Source organism: Conexibacter sp. JCM 18997, assembly GCF_055391915.1.
This window is the reverse complement of sequence record NZ_AP043885.1, coordinates 1,581,383-1,605,661: the sequence shown is the minus strand read 5'-3', so window position 1 is coordinate 1,605,661 and position 24,279 is coordinate 1,581,383. Positions and strand designations below refer to the sequence as shown.

Annotated in this window: 28 protein-coding genes; 12 read left to right on the top strand and 16 right to left on the bottom strand. The window is 70.6% G+C overall.

Translation table 11 applies throughout. The features are described 5' to 3' along the window. From ACZ5UI_RS08365 to ACZ5UI_RS08350, 4 genes are all read left to right on the top strand, one after another. Entirely contained in the window at window positions 1–1,245 is a 1,245-nt protein-coding gene (locus tag ACZ5UI_RS08365; RefSeq protein ID WP_464196156.1) for a M16 family metallopeptidase, read from the top strand. Further along, complete coding sequence (locus ACZ5UI_RS08360; protein WP_464196154.1) at window positions 1,242–1,901, top strand: 4-hydroxy-tetrahydrodipicolinate reductase; 660 nt, start codon at window positions 1,242–1,244, stop codon at window positions 1,899–1,901. Before ACZ5UI_RS08365 ends, ACZ5UI_RS08360 begins: the two co-directional genes overlap by 4 nt. Then, window positions 1,898–2,224, top strand: coding sequence for a hypothetical protein (locus ACZ5UI_RS08355; RefSeq protein ID WP_464196152.1), 327 nt, complete (start codon window positions 1,898–1,900; stop codon window positions 2,222–2,224). Before ACZ5UI_RS08360 ends, ACZ5UI_RS08355 begins: the two co-directional genes overlap by 4 nt. A 119-nt stretch (window positions 2,225–2,343) precedes the next feature. Further along, the gene (locus ACZ5UI_RS08350; protein WP_464196150.1) at window positions 2,344–2,733 is read left to right on the top strand and encodes a hypothetical protein; all 390 of its coding nucleotides are present in this window, start codon (window positions 2,344–2,346) and stop codon (window positions 2,731–2,733) included. Here the strand turns inward: ACZ5UI_RS08350 and ACZ5UI_RS08345 are convergent. After that, on the bottom strand, window positions 2,730–6,179 hold the full coding sequence (locus ACZ5UI_RS08345; protein ID WP_464196148.1) for an AAA family ATPase: 3,450 nt from the start codon (window positions 6,177–6,179) through the stop codon (window positions 2,730–2,732). The two genes, ACZ5UI_RS08350 and ACZ5UI_RS08345, sit on opposite strands and share 4 nt — an antisense overlap. Here ACZ5UI_RS08345 and dapA point away from each other — a divergent pair. From dapA to ACZ5UI_RS08330, 3 genes are read left to right on the top strand one after another with little or no spacing between them, the layout of a single operon-like run. Further along, window positions 6,114–7,169 (top strand): 4-hydroxy-tetrahydrodipicolinate synthase, encoded by a 1,056-nt coding sequence (gene dapA, locus ACZ5UI_RS08340; RefSeq protein WP_464196146.1) that lies wholly within the window; start codon window positions 6,114–6,116, stop codon window positions 7,167–7,169. The genes ACZ5UI_RS08345 and dapA overlap by 66 nt on opposite strands. Beyond that, on the top strand, window positions 7,169–8,833 hold the full coding sequence (locus ACZ5UI_RS08335) for a ribonuclease J (RefSeq protein WP_464196144.1): 1,665 nt from the start codon (window positions 7,169–7,171) through the stop codon (window positions 8,831–8,833). Before dapA ends, ACZ5UI_RS08335 begins: the two co-directional genes overlap by 1 nt. 7 nt (window positions 8,834–8,840) lie before the next feature. Beyond that, on the top strand, window positions 8,841–9,398 hold the full coding sequence (locus tag ACZ5UI_RS08330; RefSeq protein ID WP_464196142.1) for a cupin domain-containing protein: 558 nt from the start codon (window positions 8,841–8,843) through the stop codon (window positions 9,396–9,398). Here the strand turns inward: ACZ5UI_RS08330 and ACZ5UI_RS08325 are convergent. Both ACZ5UI_RS08325 and ACZ5UI_RS08320 read right to left on the bottom strand, forming a co-directional pair. Then, complete coding sequence (locus ACZ5UI_RS08325) at window positions 9,395–10,579, bottom strand: ZIP family metal transporter (RefSeq protein WP_464196140.1); 1,185 nt, start codon at window positions 10,577–10,579, stop codon at window positions 9,395–9,397. The genes ACZ5UI_RS08330 and ACZ5UI_RS08325 overlap by 4 nt on opposite strands. Further along, entirely contained in the window at window positions 10,576–11,622 is a 1,047-nt protein-coding gene (locus ACZ5UI_RS08320; RefSeq protein WP_464196138.1) for a multicopper oxidase domain-containing protein, read from the bottom strand. The genes ACZ5UI_RS08325 and ACZ5UI_RS08320 overlap by 4 nt, the downstream gene beginning before the upstream one ends. A gap of 132 nt (window positions 11,623–11,754) precedes the next feature. Between ACZ5UI_RS08320 and ACZ5UI_RS08315 the strand changes: the two genes are divergently transcribed. After that, window positions 11,755–12,177: a hypothetical protein gene (locus ACZ5UI_RS08315; protein ID WP_464196136.1), complete on the top strand. Its 423-nt coding sequence runs from the start codon at window positions 11,755–11,757 to the stop codon at window positions 12,175–12,177. Here the strand turns inward: ACZ5UI_RS08315 and ACZ5UI_RS08310 are convergent. Then, complete coding sequence (locus ACZ5UI_RS08310; protein WP_464196134.1) at window positions 12,174–13,010, bottom strand: SDR family NAD(P)-dependent oxidoreductase; 837 nt, start codon at window positions 13,008–13,010, stop codon at window positions 12,174–12,176. The two genes, ACZ5UI_RS08315 and ACZ5UI_RS08310, sit on opposite strands and share 4 nt — an antisense overlap. A gap of 39 nt (window positions 13,011–13,049) precedes the next feature. On the opposite strand from ACZ5UI_RS08310, the gene ACZ5UI_RS08305 reads away from it, so the two are divergent. Continuing rightward, window positions 13,050–13,442: a hypothetical protein gene (locus ACZ5UI_RS08305; RefSeq protein ID WP_464196132.1), complete on the top strand. Its 393-nt coding sequence runs from the start codon at window positions 13,050–13,052 to the stop codon at window positions 13,440–13,442. Here the strand turns inward: ACZ5UI_RS08305 and ACZ5UI_RS08300 are convergent. Continuing rightward, window positions 13,439–13,933 (bottom strand): nitroreductase/quinone reductase family protein, encoded by a 495-nt coding sequence (locus ACZ5UI_RS08300; protein ID WP_464196130.1) that lies wholly within the window; start codon window positions 13,931–13,933, stop codon window positions 13,439–13,441. The genes ACZ5UI_RS08305 and ACZ5UI_RS08300 overlap by 4 nt on opposite strands. A 61-nt stretch (window positions 13,934–13,994) precedes the next feature. On the opposite strand from ACZ5UI_RS08300, the gene ACZ5UI_RS08295 reads away from it, so the two are divergent. Further along, window positions 13,995–14,771, top strand: coding sequence for a transglutaminase-like domain-containing protein (locus ACZ5UI_RS08295; protein WP_464196128.1), 777 nt, complete (start codon window positions 13,995–13,997; stop codon window positions 14,769–14,771). Between the two features lie 9 nt (window positions 14,772–14,780). Here ACZ5UI_RS08295 and ACZ5UI_RS08290 read toward each other — a convergent pair whose 3' ends face one another. Next, window positions 14,781–15,080 carry a DUF3892 domain-containing protein gene (locus ACZ5UI_RS08290; protein ID WP_464196126.1) on the bottom strand — a complete coding sequence of 100 codons (300 nt, stop codon included), beginning with the start codon at window positions 15,078–15,080 and terminating at the stop codon, window positions 14,781–14,783. Between the two features lie 219 nt (window positions 15,081–15,299). On the opposite strand from ACZ5UI_RS08290, the gene ACZ5UI_RS08285 reads away from it, so the two are divergent. After that, the gene (locus tag ACZ5UI_RS08285) at window positions 15,300–15,779 is read left to right on the top strand and encodes a DUF456 domain-containing protein (protein WP_464196124.1); all 480 of its coding nucleotides are present in this window, start codon (window positions 15,300–15,302) and stop codon (window positions 15,777–15,779) included. A gap of 88 nt (window positions 15,780–15,867) precedes the next feature. Here ACZ5UI_RS08285 and ACZ5UI_RS08280 read toward each other — a convergent pair whose 3' ends face one another. The 3 genes from ACZ5UI_RS08280 to ACZ5UI_RS08270 form a co-directional block, all read right to left on the bottom strand. Continuing rightward, on the bottom strand, window positions 15,868–16,596 hold the full coding sequence (locus tag ACZ5UI_RS08280; protein WP_464196122.1) for an alpha/beta fold hydrolase: 729 nt from the start codon (window positions 16,594–16,596) through the stop codon (window positions 15,868–15,870). An 83-nt stretch (window positions 16,597–16,679) separates the two neighbouring features. Beyond that, window positions 16,680–16,865 carry a hypothetical protein gene (locus ACZ5UI_RS08275; protein WP_464196120.1) on the bottom strand — a complete coding sequence of 62 codons (186 nt, stop codon included), beginning with the start codon at window positions 16,863–16,865 and terminating at the stop codon, window positions 16,680–16,682. Between the two features lie 23 nt (window positions 16,866–16,888). After that, window positions 16,889–17,617: a GNAT family N-acetyltransferase gene (locus ACZ5UI_RS08270; protein ID WP_464196118.1), complete on the bottom strand. Its 729-nt coding sequence runs from the start codon at window positions 17,615–17,617 to the stop codon at window positions 16,889–16,891. A gap of 287 nt (window positions 17,618–17,904) precedes the next feature. On the opposite strand from ACZ5UI_RS08270, the gene ACZ5UI_RS08265 reads away from it, so the two are divergent. Beyond that, complete coding sequence (locus ACZ5UI_RS08265) at window positions 17,905–18,357, top strand: hypothetical protein (protein ID WP_464196116.1); 453 nt, start codon at window positions 17,905–17,907, stop codon at window positions 18,355–18,357. 26 nt (window positions 18,358–18,383) lie between these two features. On the opposite strand, the gene sufD is transcribed toward ACZ5UI_RS08265, so the two are convergent. Genes sufD through ACZ5UI_RS08230 form a run of 7 tightly spaced genes read right to left on the bottom strand, consistent with a single transcriptional unit; the run spans window position 18,384 to window position 24,242 of the window. Further along, on the bottom strand, window positions 18,384–19,580 hold the full coding sequence (gene sufD, locus ACZ5UI_RS08260) for a Fe-S cluster assembly protein SufD (RefSeq protein ID WP_464196114.1): 1,197 nt from the start codon (window positions 19,578–19,580) through the stop codon (window positions 18,384–18,386). Between the two features lie 5 nt (window positions 19,581–19,585). Then, entirely contained in the window at window positions 19,586–21,019 is a 1,434-nt protein-coding gene (gene sufB, locus ACZ5UI_RS08255; protein WP_464196112.1) for a Fe-S cluster assembly protein SufB, read from the bottom strand. Between the two features lie 4 nt (window positions 21,020–21,023). Next, the gene (locus ACZ5UI_RS08250; RefSeq protein ID WP_464196110.1) at window positions 21,024–21,341 is read right to left on the bottom strand and encodes a Rieske (2Fe-2S) protein; all 318 of its coding nucleotides are present in this window, start codon (window positions 21,339–21,341) and stop codon (window positions 21,024–21,026) included. After that, complete coding sequence (gene sufU, locus ACZ5UI_RS08245) at window positions 21,341–21,760, bottom strand: Fe-S cluster assembly sulfur transfer protein SufU (RefSeq protein WP_464196108.1); 420 nt, start codon at window positions 21,758–21,760, stop codon at window positions 21,341–21,343. The genes ACZ5UI_RS08250 and sufU overlap by 1 nt, the downstream gene beginning before the upstream one ends. Continuing rightward, entirely contained in the window at window positions 21,760–22,983 is a 1,224-nt protein-coding gene (locus tag ACZ5UI_RS08240) for a SufS family cysteine desulfurase (protein WP_464196106.1), read from the bottom strand. The genes sufU and ACZ5UI_RS08240 overlap by 1 nt, the downstream gene beginning before the upstream one ends. A gap of 2 nt (window positions 22,984–22,985) precedes the next feature. Next, window positions 22,986–23,753 (bottom strand): Fe-S cluster assembly ATPase SufC, encoded by a 768-nt coding sequence (gene sufC, locus ACZ5UI_RS08235; protein WP_464196104.1) that lies wholly within the window; start codon window positions 23,751–23,753, stop codon window positions 22,986–22,988. Between the two features lie 21 nt (window positions 23,754–23,774). Further along, window positions 23,775–24,242 carry an RrF2 family transcriptional regulator gene (locus ACZ5UI_RS08230; protein WP_464196102.1) on the bottom strand — a complete coding sequence of 156 codons (468 nt, stop codon included), beginning with the start codon at window positions 24,240–24,242 and terminating at the stop codon, window positions 23,775–23,777. Window positions 24,243–24,279 lie beyond the last annotated feature (37 nt).

Genomic DNA, 24,279 nt, shown 5'->3' with positions numbered 1-24,279 from the left:
TTGGACTCGGGTGTCCGGGTCGTCACGGAGTCGATCGACTCCGTGCGATCCGCGGCGCTCGGGTTCTACATCGGCACCGGCTCCGGGCTCGAGACCGAGCGCGAGGCCGGCTTGTCGCACCTGCTGGAGCACATGCTCTTCCGCGGGACCGACACGCTGGCGTCGCACGAGATCGATGAGCTGTTCGACGGCATGGGCGCAGAGCTCAACGCCGGCACGGGCAAGGAGTCGACGTCGGTGTACTCGCGCGTCCTGGACGTGCACCTCGAAGAGGCCTTCTCGGTCATCTCCGACATGGTCTGGCGGCCGGCGCTGCGGGATCTGGAGACCGAGCGCGAGGTCGTGCTCGAGGAGATCGCCATGTACGACGACGACCCGCAGGACAAGGTCTTCGACGTGCTCGGCCACGCGGTGTTCGGCGATCACCCGCTGGGGCGGGCGATCATCGGCCGCTCCGAGGTGATCTCGTCGATCGACCGCGGCGGGCTGGCCCAGTTCCATGACCGGCACTACCACCCACGGCAGATCGTCGTGGCCGCGGCGGGGTCCGTCGACCACGACCGGATCGTCGAGATGGTGCAGTCCAGCCAGAAGGACGATGGGGCGGCGCGTGAGCGCCAGCTGCTGACCGTGCCGGGGCCGTTCGCGCCCCAGACCGTCTTCACCCGCAAGGACACCGAGCAGGTGCACGTGTGCCTGGGCGGGCGCGGCATCTCGCGCGACGACCCGCGTCGCTTCGCGCTGCGGGTGCTGGACACGATCCTGGGCGGCACGTCGTCCTCGCGGCTGTTCCAGGAGGTGCGCGAGAAGCGCGGCCTGGCCTACGCCGTGTACTCGTTCACCGCGCTGTATGCCGGGTCGGGCCAGGTCGGCCTGTACGTCGGCACGCGCGGCGACAACCTGCGCGCCGCGCTGGACGTCGTCGCCACCGAGCTCGAGCGCGCGGCCGACGATCCGGCGTCCGAGGCCGAGTTGGCCCGGGCCAAGGAGAACGCCAAGGGTCGCTACGTCCTGTCGCTGGAGTCGACGGGCGCGCGCATGAACCGGCTCGGCTCGGCGCTGCTGGCCGACCTGCCGATCCTGACCGACGACGAGGTGCTGGAGCGCATCGACGCGGTCACGCTCGACGACGTGCGCGGGCTGGCCCGCGAGCTGTTCGCGCCCGGGACGCTGTCGGCGGCGGGCATCGGGCCCGACGAGGACGCCTTCCGGACGGCGATCGAGCCGCTGGCGGTCGCGGCGTGATCAGGGTTGGTGTGGCCGGCGCCGCCGGCCGCATGGGGGCGACGGTCTGCGCGGCCGTCGAGGGCGCCGACGACCTGGTGCTGGCCGGGAAGGCCGATCCCGCGCTCGGCGTCGCGCTGGCCGACATCCTCGGCGACGTCGACGTGGTCGTCGACTTCACCCAGCCCGACCAGGCCACCGCCAACGCGCTGGCCTGCGTCGCGGCCGGCGTGCACATCGTGATCGGGACGTCGTCCTTCGATCTGGAGCCGTTGCGGTCTCTCGGCTCCCACCCACCCGCCAACGTCTTCTTCGCCCCGAACTTCGCCATCGGCGCCGTGCTGATGATGCGCTTCGCCGCCGAGGCCAGCCGGCACATGGCCAAGGCCGAGATCATCGAGCTGCACCACGACGGCAAGCTCGACGCCCCGTCGGGCACCGCGGCGCGGACCGCCGAGCTGATGGAGGGCGACGTGCCGATCCACTCGGTCCGCCTCCCTGGCCTGGTCGCCCATCAGGAGGTCATCCTGGGGGACGTCGGCCAGACGCTGACCATCCGCCACGACTCGATCGACCGCCAGTCCTTCATGCCGGGCGTGCTGCTGGCCGTCCGCAAGGTCGGCGGGCTGACCAGCTCGCCGGTCGTCGGGCTGGAGCACCTCCTGTTCGACACGTGACCCCGCCCGGGGTGACGATCGCCGTCACCGACCACGCGGCCGAGCGCTACCGCCAGCGGGTGCGCGGCACGCTGGACGCCAAGGCCGACGTGATCGCCCGCGTGGGGCGCGCCTGGGCGGCCGAGCGCGTGGAGGCGGGCGAGCGTGGAGCGGTCCGCGTCACCGACGTCACGGACCGCTCGCTGGTCTTCGTCTGCCGCCACGACGTGCCCGGCTCCGAGCTCGTGGTGATCACGCTGTGGGAGGAGGGCGACGGCGCCCGGGTCCCGCGCCGCTTCACCGACGCGGTCGAGCCCCGTCGCCGCCCTGGCTCCTCGGCCTGAGCGGTATCAGCCGTCGCTGGCGACGGAGCCGTAGGTGATCCATTCGTGGACGGCGAGGGTGTTCGTCGGCTCGTGGACGCGGGACCGAGTAGTGATCGATGTTCGGTAAGGTCGACGGCATGCGCCGCCAAGTTCCCGCCACGGTTCGCGTCGTGGCCTGGTTCGCGATGCTCTTCGGGGTCGTGGAGCTGATCGGCGGCATCGCGCTGGTGGCCACCGCGAACCAGGCCTCCGGCGCGTCCAAGGCCGCGGTGATGTTCCTGGGCATCGCGACGATCGTCAGCGGCGCGGTGCACATCGTCGTGGGCCGGGGGCTGCTGCACCTGAACTTCGTCGCGCTGATGTTCGCGCTGCTGGTCACCGGCCTGAAGGCGATCGGCGACGTGATCTGGCTGCTGCTGCACGGCGTCGACGGCATCGGGATCGTCGATCCGGTCGCGCTGGCCATCAGCATCGCGGTGTTCACGCTGCTGTGGCGCGCGCGCTCGGCGTTCCCCAACGAGCTCTAGTCCGGGTCGCGCACGAGCTCGGCCAGCCGCGTGTGGCGCCGGCCCGCGTCGACGCGCCGCAGCGCCATGTCCAACGCGGCGGGCTCGCCCACGAACACCGCCATCCGCTCGGCCCGGGTCAGCGCGGTGTAGACCAGGTTGCGGGTGAGCATGATCCGGTGGCCGCTGAACAGCGGGATCACCACGGCGGGGGCGGAGCTGCCCTGCGCCTTGTGGATGGACATCGCGTGGGCCAGGCGCAGCGTGTCCAGCGAACCGGTGGGCATCGTCAGCACGCGGCCGTCGTCGGTGGCCAGCAGCGTCTCGCCCGACTCGCGCTCGTGGCTGAGCAGCACGCCGACCTCGCCGTTCATCAGCAGCCGCTCGTAGTCGTTGCGCGTCTGGACGATCCGGTCGCCGATGCGCAGCCCGGTCCCGGGGATCGGCTCGCCGTCGGGGTTCAGGCGCGCGCGCATCGCCTCGTTGAACGCGTCGATCCCCACCGGGCCCCTGTGCATGGGGGCCAGCACCTGGACGTCGGCCCGCGGATCGAGGCCCAGGTGGCGGGGGAGACGATCGGCGGCCAGCGCCACCACCTCGTCGAAGATCTCGCTGGCCCGATTGCGGCCGACGAAGTAGAAGTCGCGCACGACGTCGTCGGGCACGTCGCGCGGCGGCGGCCGGCCCTCGTTGAGCGCGTGGGCGGTGCGCACGATCAGCGACCGCGCGGCCTGGCGGAAGACCTCGGTCAGCCGCGTCACCGGCACCGTCTCGCTGGCCAGCAGGTCGCCGAGCACCCGGCCGGCGCCGACGGGCGCGAGCTGGTCGGGATCCCCGACGAGGACGACGTGCGTGCGCTGGCCGACCGCGCCGAACAGCACGCCGGCCAGGCGCACGTCGAGCATCGAGGCCTCGTCGACGATCAGCACGTCGCAGCCGGGGATCGGATCGCCCGGTCCGTGCACGAAGCCCTCGCCGGGCTGCCAGCCCAGCAGGCGGTGGATCGTCGAGGCCTCGGCGCCGGTGGCCTCCGACATCCGCCGCGCGGCCTTGCCCGTCGGCGCGCACAGCACCGCGCGCAGCTTGCGTTCGCGCAGGACGTCGACGAGTGTGCGGAGCGTGGCGGTGTTGTGGCAGAGCATGCCGCCCGCGACGAAGTTGTGATGCGGCTCGACCGTCAGGTCATACACCCAGTCGTCGACAAATACATCGCGCACGGAGACAACCTCAGCGAAGAACGTGTCTCGCCTGAGACGTTCATCGATCTGGTCCGTGATCTCTTGCATCCGACAACGGTCCATCGCAGCGAACGCGGCTCGGGTCTGCGCCTTGTAGCGATGTCCGGCGCGTGTCGTCAGGGCGGCGATGCGGTTCTCGTGGAACGTATCGGCCGTGCCGTCTGCCATGTCGCGGATCCTGGCCGTCGTGCGCCAGGCGACGAGCCGCGACGGCTCCTTGGCAGTGCTGAAGTAGGACGAGCTCAGCCCGAAGTACCGCCGCCCGAGTCCGCTTTCCTGTTTTGCGCGATGGAGTAGGTCGCTGACCGCGACCGTGTCCTGGTTGGGATTCGTGGGCTTGGCGACCGCAGATTCCAACGCGCGCTGCTTTACGGCATCCGCGACCCCGATGCGGTCGTGGTACGCACGGAGCGACGGGCCGCTAATGCTCCCTTCGAAGTACTCGCGGCGGATGTTCGTGCCGTTTGTCGCCGCCTTCTGGGTGGCGCGCAGCGACATCCACACCCCAAATCGCCGGAGAAGCACTTGGAGCTGTTGCAACAGATCGCGCGAGGCGGAACTGATCTCGATCCGGCCCACGGGCGCGACGTGCGCTTCAGCGGCGACGAACGCGCGAATGAAGGTCCGTGCAGCGACGCGGTCGGCGGTCATGATGAACCGCGGAATCCGTTTGTCGCGGCTTTGACGGCCCCACTGGTAGCCGCGGTCTTCGAGGAACTGACGGTAGGCCACTGAGTTGATGCGCAGATACGCACACCGGTCCGGTTCCTGCACGATCCGCATGGTTCCGACGTCCAACCCATGCCGGCTGGCCACGGCGATCGCCGCGTCACGCACACGCTCGAGAACAGCGTGGTCCTTCTGATAGATCCGCACGGTCCTGTCGGCCTCGTGCCCCTCGGCGATCTGCCACGCCAGCAGCGAGGCGAGCTGCGGGTCGATCTCCGACGTGCCGTCCGGCAGGTGGCCCGGGACGCAGATCCGGTCGCCCACGTTGATGTTGGCGGTCCAACCATCGCGTCCCAGGAATCGGTGCGACTTGGTCGCGATCACGCGGCTTCCGTCGCTGAGGATGACCTCACGGCACACCTCAGCGATGCGCTGACGGTACAGGCGCTCCGCCCGCGCGGTGACCATCTGCCCAGCTGCGCTGAGTGACGGCACGCGAATCTCCGAAATCGGTGTGGCCCACCACCCTTCGCCGTCGTGCGTCGCGGGTCCGGCGTCGGCCCAAAGAGACGAGATCGGGACGAGTTCATCGTTTGCGACGACCAAGGTCTCTCCGTGCAGACACTTGCCCACGCCGGGCCCTCCAGTGAGGATCGACAGGCGCCCGCTGACCGCGCGCTGGACCGCATGCCACTGCATCTCGGTGGGGACGAACGCGCCGTCGGTCGGGCGCTCGGGCACGGACACGTCGTGCACGGCGTCGTCCTCCAGCAGCGCCCGGATCCGCTCGCCCAGCCGCGTCTCGATGTGGTGCAGGCGCCCGTCGGCCACGCGGTCGTCCTCGATGACGATCGCGGTGCTGAGCACGAGCTGTTCGAGCGCCGGCGCGGGGTCGGCGCCCAGCAGCCGCAGCGCGCGCTCGCGCAGCTCGGTGCGGGGCAGGAAGCAGTGCCCGTCGCTCTCGGCCTCGCGCAGCACGTAGATGACGCCCGCGGCCAGTCGGCGCGGATCGTCGGGCGGCACGCCCAGCGCCCGGGCCAGCGCGTCGGCGGTGGCAAAGCCGATGCCCTCCAGCTCGGTGAGCCTGTAGGGGTCGATGGTCAGGATGTCGATCGCGTCGGCGCCCAGCGCGCGGATCACCCGGCCGGACACGGCGGGGGCGACGCCGTGGCTGTCGAGAAACAGGCGCACGGCGCGCAGCGCCCGCGCCTCGCGCCAGGCCGCGACGGCCGGGCCGATGCGGATCGGCCCGATGCCCGGCACCTCGCGCAGGCGCGCGTGCGGGTCGGCGTCGACGACCGCCAGCACCTCGCTGCCGTGCTGCTGGACCAGATACGCGGCGCCCGTCGCGCCCAGGTGCTTGACGCCGCTGAGCATCGCCATCAGGCCCGCGTCGGACGTCGGCTCGGCGATGCGCACCTCGCTGACCTGGAACTGGCGCCCGTGGCGGGGATGCTCGCGCCAGATGCCGCCCACCTCCATGGCGTCGCCAGCGTGGACGTGGGCCAGCGGACCGGCCAGCACGACGGGCTCGCCGTCGTCGCTGGTGGCGTCGAGCACGGCGAAGCCGCCATCGTCGGTGGCAAAGCGCACGCGCGCGACCTCGACCGTCAACCGCTCCGTCACCTGATCGACGGTAATGCGCCCACCGGCGACCAACTCGCGGCCGAGGCTGAGATACTGCAGTTCGTGGGCAGTCTTGGAACAGTCATCACCGCGGTCATCACGCCGTTCGACGACCAGCTGAACGTGGACGAGGACGCCTTCGTCGCGCTGCTGCGTCATCTGCACGCGCACGGCAGCGACGGCATCGTCGTCGCCGGCTCGACCGGTGAAGGGGCGACCCTCTCCGACGACGAGCACATGGGCCTCGTCGCGCTGGCGCTGGAGGAGCGGCCCGACGGCATGACCGTCATCGCCGGCACCGGCTCCAACGACACGCGGCACGCGGTCGAGCTGACCGAGCGCGCCACCGCCCTGGGTGTCGACGGCACGCTGTGCGTCACGCCCTACTACAACAAGCCGAACTTCCGCGGCCTCAAGGCGCATTACGCCGAGGTCGCGCGGGCCACCGACAGGCCGATCCTGCTCTACAACATCCCCAGCCGCTGCGTCATCGACGTCAGCAACGACGAGCTGGCGGAGCTGGCGCAGATTGAGCACATCGTCGGGGTCAAGCAAGCCAACAACGACAACCTCGCGCCGATCGACGGCCTCGAGGTCTATGCCGGCAACGACGACGCGTTTCTACCCACGCTCGAGATGGGCGGTGCCGGCGGGATCCTCGTGGCCAGCCACATCGTCGGCGATGAGATGCGTCGCATGGTCGACGAACCGGAGAACCGTGTGACGATCGACGAGAACCTGCGCGACCTGTACGCGCTGATGGGCCTGACCACCAACCCGATCCCGGTCAAGGCCGCGGTCGAGATGATCGGCCTGCGCGCCGGCGGCCTGCGGCTGCCGCTGATCGAGGCCAGCGACGACGAGAAGGCCGAGATCCGCGTCGTGCTCGAGCGTCACGGCCTGCTCAGCGGCGCGGCCTCCTGATGGCCACCGGAACGCTTCGCGTCCTGCCGCTCGGCGGCCTGGGCGAGATCGGCAAGAACATGACGGTCGTCGAGTACGAGGACCGGATCGTCGTCGTCGACACCGGCCTGCGCTTCCCGACGGCCGAGATGATGGGCATCGACCTGGTGCTGCCCGACTTCGCCTACCTGCGCGAGCGGGCCGACGACATCGAGGCGATCGTCATCACCCACGGCCACGAGGACCACATCGGCGCGCTGCCGTACGTCCTGCGTGAGCTGGGGCAGGACATCCCGGTGCTGGGCCGCCGCCTGACGATGGCCATGGCCCGCTCCAAGCTCGACGAGCACAAGTTGCGCGACGTCGAGCTCGAGGACGTCGAGCCGGGGGAGAAGCTCGAGCTCGGGCCGTTCGACCTCGAGCTGATCCACATGACGCACTCGATCCCCGATTGCTGTGGCGTCGCGCTGACCACGGACCTCGGGACGATGCTCGTCACGGGCGACTACAAGTTCGACCAGACGCCCGTCGACGGGCGCCCGGCCGACATCTCCCGGCTGGCCGAGCTGGGCAAGGAAGGGCTGCTGCTGCTGTGCGGCGACTCGACCAACGCGGATCGCCCGGGCTGGGCGCCCTCCGAGTCGGGCGTCGGGCCGCGCCTGGAGGAGGTCTTCTCACGCTGTGACGGGCGCATCGTCGTCACCTCGTTCGCCTCGAACATCCACCGCGTGCAGCAGGTCGTCACCGCGGCGCACGCGCTCGGGCGCAAGGTCGCGCTGATCGGGCGCTCGATGCGCAAGAACGTCAACATCGGCCGCTCGCTGGGGCACATCGAGATCCCCGAGGGCACGCTGATCCAGGCGCGCGAGATCGAGGACTTCCCGCCGCACAAGCTGGTGATCATCTCGACCGGGTCGCAGGGCGAGCCGCTCAGCGCGCTGCGTCGCATGGCCCACCGCGACCACCCGCAGGTCGAGCTCAAGCGCGGCGACACCGTCGTGTTCAGCGCCACGCCGATCCCCGGCAACGAGCGCGCGGTCAACGAGACGGTCGATCGGCTCTACCAGATCGGCTGTGAGGTCATCACCACCCGCGACGCGCCGATCCACGCCTCCGGGCACGGCTACGTCGAGGAGATGAAGCTGATGCTGAACCTCGTCAAGCCGCGCTACGTGATGCCCTTCCACGGCGACTACCGGCGCATCCACCTGCACGGCCAGCTGGCCTCCGCCACCGGTGTGGAGACCGATCACATCTTCCATGGCGTCAACGGCACGCCGCTGGAGATCGACGCGCGCGGCGCCCGCTGGGGCGAGAAGGAGCACAGCGGCATGGTGTTCGTCGACGGCGTCGACATCGGCGATGTCGCCGACGTCGCGCTGCGCGATCGCCGGATGCTGTCGGCCGACGGCATCTTCGTCGTGGTGGCCACGATCTCCGAGCAGGACGGCTCCTCGGTGGCCGAGCCCGAGGTGATCTTCCGCGGCGTGCCGTTCCGCGACGACGCCGAGCGCGTGCTCGACGAGCTGCGCGAGTGCGTCGAGAAGTCCCTCGAGCGGGCGGCCAAGGAGGAGATCCGCGAGATCGATCTGCTCCAGGAGGTCCTGCACGACGACCTGGCCCAGTTCGTCTACGAGCGGCTCAAGCGCCGGCCGATGGTGCTCCCGGTCGTCGTCGAAGTCTGAGCGGGCCGTGGTTCCCGAGGCCGACCTCCAGCGGACGGACGCGGGGTTGGTGGCGGCCAGCCCCGGCTGGTTCGTGATGAACGCACGCGACGCGCGCTGGTTCGAGAACCCGGGACGCGGGCACAGCCTGCCGCTGACCGGGTACGACGAGCACGAGGCCGAGACGTTCTTCCCGATGCTCGGGATGGCCATCCGGGTGATGAACCCGGGCGAGCCGGCCGACACCTACCACTGGGAGACCGAGCAGGAGGACTTCCTCGTCCTGTCGGGCGAGGCGATCCTGGTCGTCGAGGGCCAGGAGCGGCGCCTGCGCCAGTGGGACTTCGTGCACTGCCCGCCCGAGACGCGCCACGCCTTCGTCGGTGCGGGCGATGGGCCGTGCGTCCTGCTGTGCACGAGCTCACGGCAGTTCCAGAAGGACGGCCCGTGGGGCTTCTACTGCGTCGACGAGGCCGCCGCCCGCCACAACGCGAGCTCGCCGGAGGAGACGCAGGACGACGCGCTGGCCTACGAGCGCTTCGAGCCGGCGCGGCCGGCCCGCTACCGCGACGGCCTGCTGCCCTAACCGGCGACCAGCAGGCTGGTGGCGTACAGGGCGACGATGCCCGCGCACAGCCCGCCGACGCTGACCGGGTTGAGGATCCGTCCGGCGCCGTCGCGCAGCGCGGGCGTGAGCTGGACGACGACCTGCAGGATCGCCCCGACGCCGAGCCCGAGCAGCAGCGTGGCCAGCTCGGGATTGGCCGCGCTGGCCCCGATCACACCGCCGACGATCGCCGGGGCGCCGGCGATCAGGCCCAGGCCGACGAGGCGCAGCAGCGACGGCCGGCGCTCCCCGCTCAGGGGCGCGACGATGGCCAGGCCCTCGGTGGTGTTGTGGATCGCGAAGCCGACCACGAGGAAGGCGCCCAGCGCCAGCTCGCCGATCGCGTAGGCGCTGCCGATGGCCAGGCCCTCGCCGAGGTTGTGCAGGCCGATGCCGATCGCCACCATCAGCGCCAGCGACCACCCGCTGCGCCCGGCGTCGGCGGCTCGGGCCCGGCGATCGGAGAGGAAGCGGTCCAGGCCGGTCAGCGCGAGGAAGGCGATGCCGGCGCCCAGGAACAGCAGCTCGGCCCCGCCGAACGCGCCCGCGCTCTGGGCGGCGTTGTCCAGGCCCTCCAGGGTCCCGTCGACGGCCAGGAAGGCCAGCAGGCCGACCGTGAAGGCCATCAGGCCCATGCTCCAGCGCCGACCGGCCCGGCGCAGCACCGGGAGCAGCAGCATGCCCAGGAGCACCGGGACGACGCCCACGTAGGTGCCCAGCAGCGCCATCAGGCCGAGCAGGTCGCCGTCGAGGTGGGGCGTCTCCACGGCGACGGGGATCTGATGCTCGATGATCGCGCCGGTCGAGGTCATCATCGAGACCAGGTAGGGCGAGCCCTCGACCCACGGGTAGTCGATGGCCAGCCGCTGGCTGGCCAGGCGCTCGACGGCGCCGCCGCTCTTGGCGAAGTCGGCGTAGGCGTCGTTGACGAAGACCTGCGCGACGTCGACCGCGTCGGGGCCGGCGTTGCGCACGGTCAGCGCGATCTCGCCGGGGGTCAGCTCGGCGCGTTCGACCGCCAGCTCCTCGACGGGCGGGCCCGCACGGTCGGGGAGCGCGTCGCCGCCGAGGACGCCCAGGCCGGCGAGCGCCAGCGCGATCGCGGCGACCAGCGCGACGCCGAGGGCCCACGTGGGCAGGCGGGGCGCGGCGGCGCTCACGCCTCGACCTCGAAGAAGCCCATCCAGCCGAGCTCGGCGAACTCCGTCTTGTGGGCGTGGAACATGAAACGGCCGAGGTGCGGGAAGCGCATCTCGCAGATGCCCCGCTGACCCTGGACCTGGGCGATCGTGTCGGTGAACTCGATCGGCGTCAGGCTCGTGCCCGTCGGGAAGTAGTGGAAGAAGTTCCCGTGGACGTGGAAGGAGTTGATCGGGTCGTACTCGAGCATGTTGCTGAGGTAGATCCGCACCAGCTCGCCCCGCTTCACGCGCACCGGCTCCTCGGCGTAGTGGAACGGGATCCCGTTGACCGCGTACAGCTGGTTGCCCTCGCCGTCGAAGGTGGTGTTGTAGCCGTGCTGGAGCATCACCAGCTCGTCGGCGGGCGGGCGGCCGTCGGCCGGATCGACGATGAACGTGCCGTACATGCCCCGGGCGATGTGCTCGGCCAGCGGGCCGGCGTGGCAGTGGTACAGGTGGATGCCGAAGGGCTCGGCGTCGAACTCGTAGGTCGTGCTGTCCCCGGAGGCGATCAGACCCGCGCCCTGGCCGGCGACCCCGTCCATGTCGGAGGGGTGGATGCCGTGGAAGTGGATCGTGTGCGGGTGACCGGTGAAGTTGCGCAGGCGGATGCGCAGCAGATCGCCCTCACGGCAGCGCAGCGTCGGACCGGGGATCCGCCCGTTGAACGTCCAGGCGGGGAAGTGCACGCCGGGCGCGACCTCGATCTCCTTCTCCAGCGCGGTCAGCTCCCACTCGCGCAGCGTGCGACCGTCGGGCAGCTTCGTCGCGGTGCCCCAGTCGAAGTCGCGCAGGATCTCGGTGGGGTCGAAGCCGTTGGCGGCGTTGTCGACGCGGCCGCCGGCGCGGAACATCGCGCCGCTGGAGCCGCCGCCGTGACCGCCGTGCGCCGCGGTGGCGGCGCCGTGTCCCGCGTGTGGATCGGCTCCCGAGGCGCCCACGGTGCGCACGCCGGTGGCGGCGATGCCCAGGGCGGTGACGCCGCCGGCGGAGATCAGCGCGCGGCGCGAGAACGTGGCCATGAGCCACATCTAAGCACAAGATCGAGACGGCAGCAGTTTGAATTACGCCTTGCCTAAACCTGGTGGACGACCGATGAGTTCGCTCGTGCCGCGTCGTCCCACCTGGACGAACACGACAACCAGGAGCGACCGATGACGACGCCCGAGCTGGATCCCTACCGCGTGCTGGTCGGCGTGTGGGCGCTGGAGATGACGCACCCGTCGATCGACGGCGTGATCCACGGCCAGGCGACGTTCGAGTGGCTGCACGGCGAGGCGTTCCTGATCGAGCGCTCGGCCAACGACCACCCCGACGCGCCCGACTCGATCTCCGTCATCGGCCCGGGGCCGGACGGCCTGCAGATGGACTACTTCGACTCGCGCGGTGTGCGCCGCGTGTACGCGACCTCGCTGCGTGGCGGGCAGCTGCGCATGTGGCGCGCGGTGCCGGGCTTCTCCCAGCGCTTCGTCGGCACGATCTCCGCCGACGGCTCGGAGATCGACGGGCTGTGGGAGACCAGCGAGGACGACGCGACCTGGTACGACGACCTGCGCATCCGCTTCCTGCGCTGCTAGAGCCCGACGAGCTGCGCGGAGCGCTCCCACAGGCCGCGGGCGAGCGCCTCGTCGTCGGCCTGCTTGTTCATGCGGCCCAGCGGCTGCAGGCGGTCGAAGTACGCGCCGTTCCACTGGTTGAGGTCCTCGCGCGTGGCCAGCGCGACCAGCGGCTCGGCCCCCTTCTCGGTGGAGATCAGCAGCACGCGCTTCAGCGGGGACCGGTACACGAGGCCGTTGAAGAAGCCCTGGCGGCCGAAGTCGGAGGCGACGTTGCCGGGGTGGAAGGCGATCGAGCGGATGTCGTCCTGGGCCCAGCGGCGGGCGATCTGGCGGGTGAAGAGGATGTTCTCCAGCTTCGTCGTCCCGTAGGCGCGCAGGCTGATCCAGCGGCGGCGCTGCCAGTCGAGGTCGTCGAGCTGGACGCTGCCGATGTTGTTGCCCACGCTGCTCGTGTTCAGCACCAGGGCGCCGGGCGTCTCGGCCAGCCGCCCGTGCAGGAGCGACGTGAGCAGGAACGGCGCCAGGTGGTTGACCTGGAACGTCAGCTCGTGGCCGTCGTCGGTCATCGTCCGCTTGGGGAAGATGCCGCCCGCGTTGTTGGCCAGGACGTCGATCCGGGGGCACCGCTCGAGCAGCTGGTCGGCCAGCCGGCGGACGTCGTCCAGGCGGGCGAAGTCGGCGATCAACGGCTCGACGCCGATCGCCCGGGCCACCGCCGTCGTCTTCTCCGGTGAGCGGCCGACGGGCACCACCGTCGCGCCCGCGGCGGCGAGCTGCTCGGCCGCGACCGCCCCGAGACCCGCGCTGGCCCCGGTGATCACGACGGTCTTGCCCTCGACGTTGGCGGTCATCGGCCGATTCTCCCGTACGGAGCACTACATTGCCCGCTCGTGGAGGAGCGGACACAGACCGGGTCGGTCGAGACGCGCGCGGAGCCGCGCCGCGTGCTGATGCTGCTGGCCGACGCCGGCAACCTGCCCGACTGGGCCCCGGACTTCGCCGATCGCGTCGACGGCTCGCCCGGCAGCGGCTGGGAGGTCGTCAAGGACGACGAGCGATTCGAGCTCGGCGTCGTGGTCAACCGCGAGGCGGGCACCGTCGACTACCTGCGTGAGATCGCGCCGGGCCGCGTCGGTGGCGCGTTCGTGCGCGTGACGCCTCGGCCGGGCGGCGGCAGCGTCGTCGTCATGACCCTGCCCGTGGCGCCCGAGGCCGACGGCGAGGCGATCGGCGCGGTGCTCGACACCGAGCTGGCCGCGCTCGTCGCCCTGCTCGACAGCTAACGCGGGGTCAGGGAGACGACCGGGATGAGCCGGTCGCCCGCGCGCTGCTGGTAGGCGACGTAGCCCGAGTAGTTGTCGCAGACCATCGCCCACAGGCGGTCGCGCTCGGCGCCGTCCGGGACGCTGGCCCGCATCGGCACGCGGGCGCCGTCCATGGTCACCTCGACGTCCGGGTTGGCGCGCACGTTGTACAGCCACGACGGGTGCTCGGGCGCGCCGCCCTTGGAGGCCACGACGAGCAGCAGATCGCCCTTCTTCGTGGCCAGGAGCGGGTTCACGCGCTCGATCCCGCTCTTGGCGCCGCGCGAGTGGAGCAGCACGATCGGCTGGCCGGCGCCGCTGGACAGCTTGCCGCGGGTCAGGGGCACGAGGGCTCGATCGACGGTCGGGAACACGTGCAGGAACAGCTTGTTGCCGAACGGCGTCTGCGCGAAGGACTGCAGAGCGCGCTCGACGGCGTTCTTCTGGCTCTGGGGCTTGTAGTCGCGCATGAACGGGACCGTATAGCCTCGGGGCGTCTCTCTCGCCGACGCGACGCATCTGGCTCTGACCGTGGGGTGCACCCTCGGCTTCGAGACGCCTCAGCCCGTGTCGGCGGTGATCCAGGTCGCCCCCGGCGGCTGGGAGCTGCAGGTCCGCAGCGAACGGTGGGACACCGAGGCCGACCACCACGGCTACATCGACCTGTACGGCAACCGCTGCGAGCGCGTGACGATCCCGGCGGGCCAGTCGCGCGTGGTCTACGACGCCGAGGTCGTGCTGACCTCGCCGGCCGATCGGATCGCGCCGGGGACCCCCGAGACGCCGATCATGGCGCTGGGGGACGAGCACATCGGGTTCCTGATGCCCAGCCGCTTCTGCCTGCCCGACGAGCTCGGACACGAGGCGTGGCAGCGCTTCGGCGGCCACGAGCCCGGCTGGGAGCGCGTGCAGGCGATCGTCGACTACGTGCACGGCCACCTGGAGTGGGTCGCGGGTGCGTCGAACCCGTGGACGACCGCCGTCGACGCCTACCGGGCCGGCCAGGGCGTGTGCCGCGACTTCGCCCACCTGGCCATCACCTTCTGCCGCGCGCTGAACATCCCCGCGCGCTACGTGTGCGGCTACATCCCCAACATCGACGTGCCGCCGCCGACCGAGCCGATGGACTTCGCGGCCTGGTTCGAGGTGTGGCTGGACGGCGACTGGCACACGTTCGACGCGCGCAACAACCGCCGGCGGGTGGGCCGCGTCGTCGTCGGTCGTGGCCGCGACGCGGTCGACGTCGCGCTGCTGACCTCGTTCGGCGCGGTCACCCTCACCGAGTTCGAGGTGCGCGCCGTCGGCTGACCCGCGGGCTCAGTCCTCTGGGCAGTCGGGCAGGGCGAGCAGCGAGTCGGGCTGATCGAGATCGCCCTCGCCCTTGATGTAGTAGTGGCTGAAGATGCCGCGGGCGACCACGATCGGCGTGTCGTGCCCGTTGTGGTGGTCGAAGTACATCGAGAAGGTGCCGTGGCGGATGCCCTCGACCGCCTCCTCGTGCGTGTAGCGAAACGGCTGACCCCGCGGGTCCCAGCCACCGACCGCGAGGATCCGCGCGTGGGGGTCGGTCGACTCGCTGCGTTGCACACAGCGCACGTGCAGCGACGATGCGTCCATGACGCGAGCCTATACGCCGCGCCGCAGCCAGCGCTTCCAGCGCGGCGGCGACGGCAGCGGGGCCGGGGGCTGCTCGGCGGCGATCTCGCGCACGGTCGTCGTCATCGGCGGGTGCCGGCGATTCGGCGAGGCGCTCGAGCGTGTCCGCCGGGTGCACGCCGTCCTCGACGGGGAGCAGGAACAGGTCGTAGCTCACGCGCCGAGCATACGATGGCGCCGATGAGCGATCTCGGCCTCGTGCTCGTGGGTGTGGCGATCGCCGTCGGGATCGTCGGCGTGGTCATCCCGGTGCTGCCCGGCTCGCTGCTGGTCTGGGCGGCGATCCTCGTCTGGGCGATCGTCGTCGGCTCGACCACCGCGTGGGCGATCTTCGCCGTGGCGACGGTGGCTATCGGGACCGCGCAGATCGTCAAGTACCTCGTGCCCGGCCGCCGTCTGCGCGACGCCGGCGTCCCGCGTCAGTCGATCCTGGCCGGGATCCTCGTCGCCGTCGTCGGCTTCTTCCTGATCCCGGTGGTCGGCTTCTTCATCGGCTTCCCGCTGGGCGTCTACCTGGAGGAGCGCCGCCGGCTGCGCGAGCACGTCTCGGCCTGGCAATCGACCAAGGAGGCGCTGCGCGCGATGGGCGTCTCGATCCTCATCGAGCTCGTGGCCAGCGTGTTCGCCGCTGGCACGTGGCTGGTCGCCGTCCTGGTCTGACCGGCGGCCAACGGCGTTGCTTGTCAGATCCCTGGTCGTAGAGACGATGGATCCGACAAGCAACCGCGCCGTGGGCGGCGCCGGCCGGCTACTCGCCGATGCTCTCGGCCGCGGCCAGGATGGCGTCGATCGCGGCCTGCGGCTGGGAGACCATCGAGACGTGGGAGGCGGCGACCTCGGAGATCGTCGCGCCCGCGCGCTCGGCCATGCTGCGCTGCGTGGCCGGCGGGATCACGCGGTCCTCGGTGCCGATCACGGCCCAGCTCGGCAGCGACTTCCAGGCGGGCGGGCCCGACGGGGTCGTGTTGGCGCTCAGCGTGATCGGCCGCTGACCCGCGTGGATCAGCCAGCGGTCCGCCTCGGGCAGATCCTGGGCGAACGAGTTGTGCACCGTGTCGGCCTTCAGGAACGCCTCGGCGTCCCCCTCGGGTGAGCCGGGGTAGCCGGCGATGTCGAAGACGACGGTCGGATCGGGGATGTCGAACGCCGAGCCGGACCCGCCGAGGATCCCGAAGACGATCTCGCCCTCGTCGGGGATGAACGCGTCGACGTAGACGAGCGCCTTGACGTTCTGCGCGCCGGCGGCGGCGTTGGTGATGACCCAGCCGCCGTAGGAGTGCCCGACGAGCACGACCGGGCCGCTGGTCTGCTGGGCCAGGAACGAGGTGAGGTACGGCGCGTCGATCGGCGCGGAGCGCAGCAGGTTGGTCGGGGCGAGGACGGTGAAGCCCTGGCTCTGCAGCTCGGTCGCGACGGCGTTCCAGCTGGACGCGTCGGCCCACGCTCCGTGGACGAGGACGATGGTGGGCTTCGACATCTGGTTCCTTCGGGTCGGCAGATCGGGCGGTGCCAGCCGACCCTACAGGTGGGCGATATCGCGGTTGTGAATCTCGCTCGTGCTCAGGCCACGCGACCCGCCGCGCCGTCACCGGGATCGGGCGGCTCGACCCGGGACGTCTCGTCGTCGCGCAGCGGCTGGCCGAACTCCGGGCAGGCCTCGTTGCGGCACTCCCAACCGGGATCGGTGTCGGCGAGACCTTGGCTGGCGGGCTGGCCGCAGGAGGGGCAGAGGGGAGGGGTGCTCATCGCCGCGTCCTATCCAGGATCCGCTACCGCGAGAAGTCGCGCCACTCGCGCTCGATCTCGAAGCCCGCGTCGCGGTACAGCGTGATCGCCTCGGCGTTCTCGCCCTGGACGTTGAGGGCGAAGGACGTGGCGCCGCGGTCGCGCAGGTCGGCGAGCGTGTGGAGCAGGAGCGCGCGCTCGAGTCCGAGACTGCCGGCGGTGGGCGCGACCTCCAGGCGCTCGATCCAGCCACGGCCGTCGACGAACACGCGGCTGGCGCTCCAGGCCACCGGCTCGCCGGCGCGGCGCGCCACCCAGCGGCGGTACTCGTCAGCGGCCGTCTCCTGATCGATCTCGACGCCCGCCGGCCATACCGCCGCAGCAGGTCCAGGGTCGACACCGCGGACCAGATCGAAGACGGCGCGCCGAGCGGTGAAGCCGTGCGCCTCCAGCCAGCCGATGCGCCCGAGGTCTCCGGCGTACGTCGCGATCTCGCGTCCGCCGCGCTGCGCCAGCCAGGCGACCAGCGCGGTCAGCGCAGGCGCGGGATCGGTGGCCGGATCGACGAGCACCAGCGACTTGCGGCCCTCACCGCGCGCGGCGTATCCAACCAGCCGCCCGTCGCGCTCGAACACGACGCCCACGCCGTAGGCGTCGACCAGCTCGCCCGCCTCGTCGACCGACACCGGGGCCGCTCGCGCCCACGCGTCATCCTCGGTGAGGACGAGACCGACGACCGCGGCGCGGTCAGCCGGCGTCGCTGGGCGTAGCACTGCGGTCCGCGTTCCGGCGCCAGCGAACCAGTTCGAGCAGGCTGATGGCAAGTCCGATCAGGCCCCCGATCCCCGCGCACAGCAGCCACCACCCGCCGGTCAGTGCGGCCGCACTCAAGAACGCGACGGGCCAAGCGACGCTGTAGACCATGCGGGCACGAGACGGCGGCCCGGTGCTCGGCGGCATCTTCGCGCCCGGCAAGAAGTTCCGATAGTCCTGGCCCGGGGTCAACACCACGGGTCAGGATATTCGTAACGGTGACGACCGGAGCGGGTACAGATCGAGCATGACCACCGTCGGTGTGTACTGCCGCTCGCACGAGGACGCATCGGCTGAGGCATCCGTCGTCGCTGTGGACGGCGAGTGCCTGATCGAACAGGTGATCGTCGAGTGGTCGGGCGCCGACGCGATGCCCGCGGCGCTGGAAGAGTTGCGGGCAGCGACGACGGCGCTGTTGGCCGAGACCGGCCCGACCTCGGTCGCTGTCTGGGCGCTGGCGCCGAAGCCGTTCGGCGTCGCGGGCGGCTTTCGCGCGGCGTCGGCTGGCATCCGAGCCGAGGGTGTGATCATCGCCGCCGCGGCGGCGCGTGGCGTGCCGGCGTGTGTTCGCGACCGTCAGTCGGTGCTGATGGCCAGCACGGAGGGCAGGATCGACGATGCCGTCCGGGACCTCACGAGCTGGCTCCCACCCGACACGGCCGCGACAGTCCGTCGCGCGGCCGCGATCGCGCTGACGTAGAGAAGGCCGAGCGCGGGCCCGGCGCGCTAGGCGCCGAGCACCGCCTCGAGACGGGTGTCGAGTGCCTCCGCGAGCGTCTCGCGGAGCGGGCCCTCAGGGAAGCGCTCCAGGAGCGCGCCCAGGAAGCCCTCGATGACCAGGCGCCGGGCGGTGGGCTCCTCGAGCCCGCGGGAGCGCAGGTAGAACAGCTGCTCGGGATCGATCTGGGCGATGGCCGCGGCGTGGGTGCAGCGGACGTCGTTGGCCAGGATCTCCAGACCCGGGATCGCGTCGGCGTGGGCCTTCTTGGAGATGAGGAGATTGCGGCACTCCTGGAAGGCGTCGATGCGCTGGGCACCGGGATCGACCTTGATCATCCCGCGCCACACCGCGCTGGACCGGTCGCCGAGGATCCCGCGGAAGGCGAGGTCGGAGATCGTGTCGGGCGCCGCATGCTCCTGGCGGGTGTCGAAGTCCAGGTGCTGGCGCCCGCGCGTGGCGTAGCCGCCGGTCACGCGGGCGGTCGAGCCGGGCTCGGCCAGGGTCGTCTCGAGGAAGACCTTGCCGTCCTTGCCGCCGAAGCCGAAGGTGACCCAGTCCAGCGTGCCGTCCCGGCCGACCGTCGCGCGCTCGTTGCCGAACACCCAGGTCTGCTCGTTGACGTCCTGGACGCCCACGTAACGCAGCGTCGCGTTGGCCCCGACGACGAGCTCCACGACGCCGTTGATCAGACCCTCGCCGGCATCCTCCGCCGACACGGTCTGGTCGAACACGGTCGCCTCGGCGCCCTCTTCGAGCACCACCAGCGTGCGCCAGTGCAGCGCGGTGCCGGTCTGCTCGTGCGTGTTGGTGATGAGGATCGGGTCCTCGACGGCCGTGTTGCGCGGCACGTAGACCAGCACGCCGTCGGTCCAGTGCGCGTCGTTGCGCGCGCTGAACGGCGAGGTGCCGTCGACCAGCGAGCCGAGGTGCTTCTCGACCACGTCGGGCAGCCGCTCGGCGGCCAGCGCCAGCGGCATGACGATGGCGCCCTCGGCGAGGTCGCCCTCGGCCGGGATCAGCGCGCCATCGAGGGCGATCAGGCCCGTCGACTCGCCGCCGGCGGCCGGCGTGAAGCCGTCCAGGTCGAGCTTGTCGATCGGGGTGAACTCCCAGCCCGGCGTCCCGCGGAACGCGGGCATGACGATCGCACCGAGCGAGTCGAGCGCGCGGGCCCTCCGCGCGGAGAGGAATTCCGTGGCCACGTCCGTCATCCGATGGATCCCTCCATCTGCAGCTCGATGAGGCGGTTCATCTCGACCGCGTACTCCATCGGCAGCTCCTTGACGATCGGCTCGATGAAGCCGTTGACGATCAGCTTGCCCGCCTCCTCCTCGGAGATCCCGTGGGACTGGAGGTAGAACAGCTGCTCCTCGCCGACCTTCGAGACCGTGGCTTCGTGTCCGACGTCGACGTCGTCCTCACCGATGCGGATCGTCGGGTAGGTGTCCGAGCGCGACTCCTCGTCCAGCAGCAGCGCGTCGCAGACGACCTTCGACCGCGAACCGTGCGCGCCCTTGGCCACCTCGAGCAGACCGCGGTAGGAGGAACGCCCGCCGTCCTTGGAGATCGACTTGGCGAAGATGTTGCTCGTCGTGTTCGGCGCGGCGTGGACGATCTTGCCGCCCGCGTCCTGGTGCTGGCCGGTGCCGGCGAAGGCGATCGACAGGATCTCGCCGTGCGCCCGCTCGCCCATCAGGTAGACGGCCGGGTACTTCATGGTCAGCTTGGAGCCCAGGTTGCAGTCGACCCACTCGACCGTCGCGTCGGTCTCGGCGATCGCGCGCTTGGTGACCAGGTTGAACACGTTGTTCGACCAGTTCTGCACGGTCGTGTAGCGGATGCGCGCGCCGGGCTTGGCGATCAGCTCGACCACCGCGGAGTGCAGCGAGTCCGACGAGTACGTCGGCGCCGTGCAGCCCTCGACGTAGTGCACGTAGGAGCCCTCGTCGGCGATGATCAGCGTCCGCTCGAACTGGCCCATGTTCTCCGTGTTGATGCGGAAGTAGGCCTGTAGCGGCATCTCGACGTGCACGCCCGGCGGGACGTACACGAACGAGCCGCCCGACCACACCGCGGAGTTCAGCGCCGCGAGCTTGTTGTCGTTGGGCGGGATGATCGTCGAGAAGTACTCGCGCAGAAGGTCGGGGTGCTCCTTCAGCGCCGTGTCCATGTCGGTGAAGATCACGCCCTGCTTCTCGAGCTCTTCGTTGACCTGGTGGTAGACGACCTCGGACTCGTACTGCGCACCGACGCCGGCCAGGAACTGGCGCTCGGCTTCGGGGATGCCCAGGCGGTCGAACGTCTTCTTGACGTCGTCGGGCACGTCGTCCCAGGAGCGCTCGGAACGCTCGGAGGCGCGCACGAAGTAGTGGATGTTGTCGAAGTCGACCTCGGCCAGCATGGGGGAGCCCCACGTCGGCATGTCACGGGCGAGGAAGTAGTCCAGCGCCTTGAGGCGGAACTCGCGCATCCACTCGGGCTCGCTCTTGAACTCCGAGATCTTCTCGACGAGCTCGCGGGTCAGGCCCTTGGGGGCCTTGTACAGGTAGTTCTCCGCGTCGTGGAACCCATAGCGCTCGGTGTAATCCGAGTTGATGTTCGCAAGGGCCTCCTGCTCCGCGATCACTTCGGGAGTGGCCATGGTGTCAGTTGACCTCCAGCTTGATCAGTCCGTCCTGGATCAGGACGGGAAAGGTGTCTACGGGGACGTAGGCCGGCAACGTCTTCGGCCTGCCGGTGTGCAGGTCGAACAGCGAGCCGTGGCGCGGGCACTCGATCGTGCACTGCGCCACGTCCAACTCGCCCTCGGCGAGCGGCCCATCGTCGTGGGAGCAGCGATCCTCGATCGCCAACAGCTCCCCATTGCAGTTGAAGACGCCGATCTCCAGGTCTTCCCAGGTGACGATCTTGCGCGCCCCCGGGGGGAGCTCGGCGACGGGGCAGACGTCCACGATCTCGGCCATCAGGATCGCGCCTCCGCCTCGGACTTCGGGGTCTCGGGCTCCCACTCGACGGCCGCGCCGAGCCGGGCGCCCTTGAGCACCTTGAGCGAGAGCAGCGCGCACTTCATGCGCGTGGCCGAGATGTCGATGCCCAGCAGCTCGAGCACGAACTCGCGGTCGAGCTTGAGCAGGTCGTCGACGTTCATGCCCTTGACCTCGTCGGAGGTCAGGGACGCGGCGGCCTGCGAGATCGCACAGCCGTGGCCGGAGAAGCGGATGTCCTCGATCACGCCGGCGTCGTCGACCCGGAGCATGACCTTCAGCTCGTCGCCGCACAGCGGGTTGTGATCCTCGGCCTGCATGTCCGGAGCATCCATCTCGCCCCAGTTGTGCGGGCGCTTGTAGTGCTCCAGGATCTGCTCGCGGTACAGCTCGTCCATCAGGCGTCTCCGAACAGGTCGTGCACGTCGCCCAGGCCCGCGACCAGCTCGTCGACGTCCGAGCGATCGTTGTGGACGGCGAAGGACGCGCGCGTGGTGGCGCCGACGCCCAGGCAGCGCATCAGCGGCTGCGCGCAGTGGTGGCCGGCGCGGACGCAGACGCCGCGGCGGGCGACGATCTCGGCCACGTCGTGCGGGTGGGCGTAGTCGAGCGCGAACGAGATGACGGCGCCGCGGTCGCGCGGGTCGCGCGGGCCGTGGATGGTGATCCCGGGCACCTCCGACAACGCGTCCATCGCGTACTCGACGAGCTCCAGCTCGTGGGCGCGGACGCGGTCCATGCCGATCCCCTGCAGCCACTCCACGGCGGCGCCCATCCCGACCGCCTCGGCGATCGGCGACGTGCCCGCCTCGAACTTCGCGGGGATCGCGGCCCACGTCGACGTCTGGTCGCCGACCGAGGAGATCATGTGGCCGCCGCCGATGAAGGGCGGCATCGCCTCGAGGATCTCCGGGCGGCCGTGCAGGACGCCCAGCCCGGTCGGACCGTAGGCCTTGTGCGCGGTCCACACGTAGAAGTCCGCGTCGATCGCGCCGACGTCGACGGCCATCGCGGGGACCGCCTGGGCGCCGTCGATCAGCGTGACGGCGCCGGCGGCGCGGGCCCGGGCGACGATGTCGGCCACCGGGTTGATCGTGCCCAGCACGTTGGAGGCGTGGGCCACGGCGACGAGCTTGGGCTCGCGGGCCAGCAGCTCGTCGAGGACGTCGAGCTGCAGGCGCCCCTCGCCGTCGATCGGCACGTACTCGATCGTCGCGCCGACGCGCTGGGCCAGCAGCTGCCAGGACACGACGTTGGAGTGATGCTCCATCTGGGTGACGACGATCGTGTCACCGGCCCCGACGTGCTCCAGGCCCCACGTGTAGGCCACGAGGTTGATCGCCTCGGACGCGTTCTTCGTGAAGATCGTCCCGCGCGTGGGGGTGTTCAGCCACGACGCCGCCCGCTCGCGCGCGTCCTCGAAGCGATCGGTCGACTCGACGGCCAGCGGGTACACGCCGCGGTGGACCGAGGCGTTGTGATGGCGCAGGAAGTCGTCCATCGCCTCGATGACGACGGCCGGCTTCTGCGAGGTCGCGCCGCTGTCGAGGTAGACGAGACCCTCCCGCTCCAGGACGGGGAACTCGCTACGGACGTCGAGGGTGTCAGCGGTCGCGGCCATGGCTATGCGTTCGCGGCGACCTCGTCGCGGATCCAGCCGTAGCCGTTGGCCTCGAGCTGGGTGACGAGCTCGGGACCGCCCTCCTTGACGATGCGCCCGTCGAACATGATCGACACGCGCGCGGGCTGCACCAGGTGCAGGATGCGCTGGTAGTGGGTGATGATCAGCGTGCCCATGCCGCTGCCCTTGGCCACGGTGTTGACGCCGTGGGAGACGACGTTGAGCGCGTCGATGTCCAGGCCCGAGTCGGTCTCGTCCATGACGGCGATCTGCGGCTGCTGCAGCGCGAGCTGGAGGATCTCCAGGCGCTTCTTCTCGCCGCCGGAGAAGCCCTCGTTGAGGTAGCGCGAGGACCAGTCCTTGGGGACGTTGGTCAGCTCCATCGCCGCCTCGACGGTCTTGCGGAAGTCCTTCAGCGAGATGTCGGCCTCGCCGCGCGCCTCACGATGGGCGTTCATGACCATGCGCAGGTACTTCGTGATGGTCACGCCGGGAATCGAGACGGGGTACTGGAAGGCCATGAACAAGCCCAGGCGCGCGCGCTCGTCCGGATCGGCCTGCGTGATGTCCTGGCCGTCGAGCAGGATCTGACCCTCGGTGACCTCGAGGCCCGGGTGACCCATGATCGCGTTGGCCAGCGTCGACTTGCCCGAGCCGTTGGGGCCCATCAGCGCGTGGACCTCGCCGCTGTGCACGTCGATGTCCAGACCCTTGAGGATCTGCTTGTCGCCCGCCTGGACGTGAAGGTTTCGGATCTCGAGATTGGCCATGTGGTTGTGAAGTCGCGTTTCCTAGTTGGAGAGGGAGAAGAGGGGGTGGGCTTCGGTCGCGCCGCCGAACTGCACGAGCTCGGCCAGCGTGGTGTGACGCAGCGCGTCCACGACCGCGTCCTGGACCCGCGTCCAGAGCATCCGCGTCGCGCAGCCGGCGCCGCCGTCCTCGATGTGCGAGCACGAGACGCGCCGGTCGCACTCCTCGACGAAGCAGTCCATCGGGGCGATCGTGCCCTCGAGGGCGAGCACCACCTGATCCATCGTGATCATCTCGGCGGGGCGCGCCAGCCGGTAGCCGCCGCGGGCGCCGCGTCGCGACTCGACCAGGTCGGCCTTGCGCAGCAGGGCGACCACGTGCTCGAGGTAGCCGAGCGGCAGGCTCTCGGCCTCCGCGATGGCCTTCAGCGACACCGGAGAGTCCAGATCCTGGCGGCCCAGCTCGACGAGCAACCGCACGCCGTATTCCGCCTTCGTGGTGAAGATCACGCTCTTAATCCTACCAACCGACTCGGATAAGCCTGAG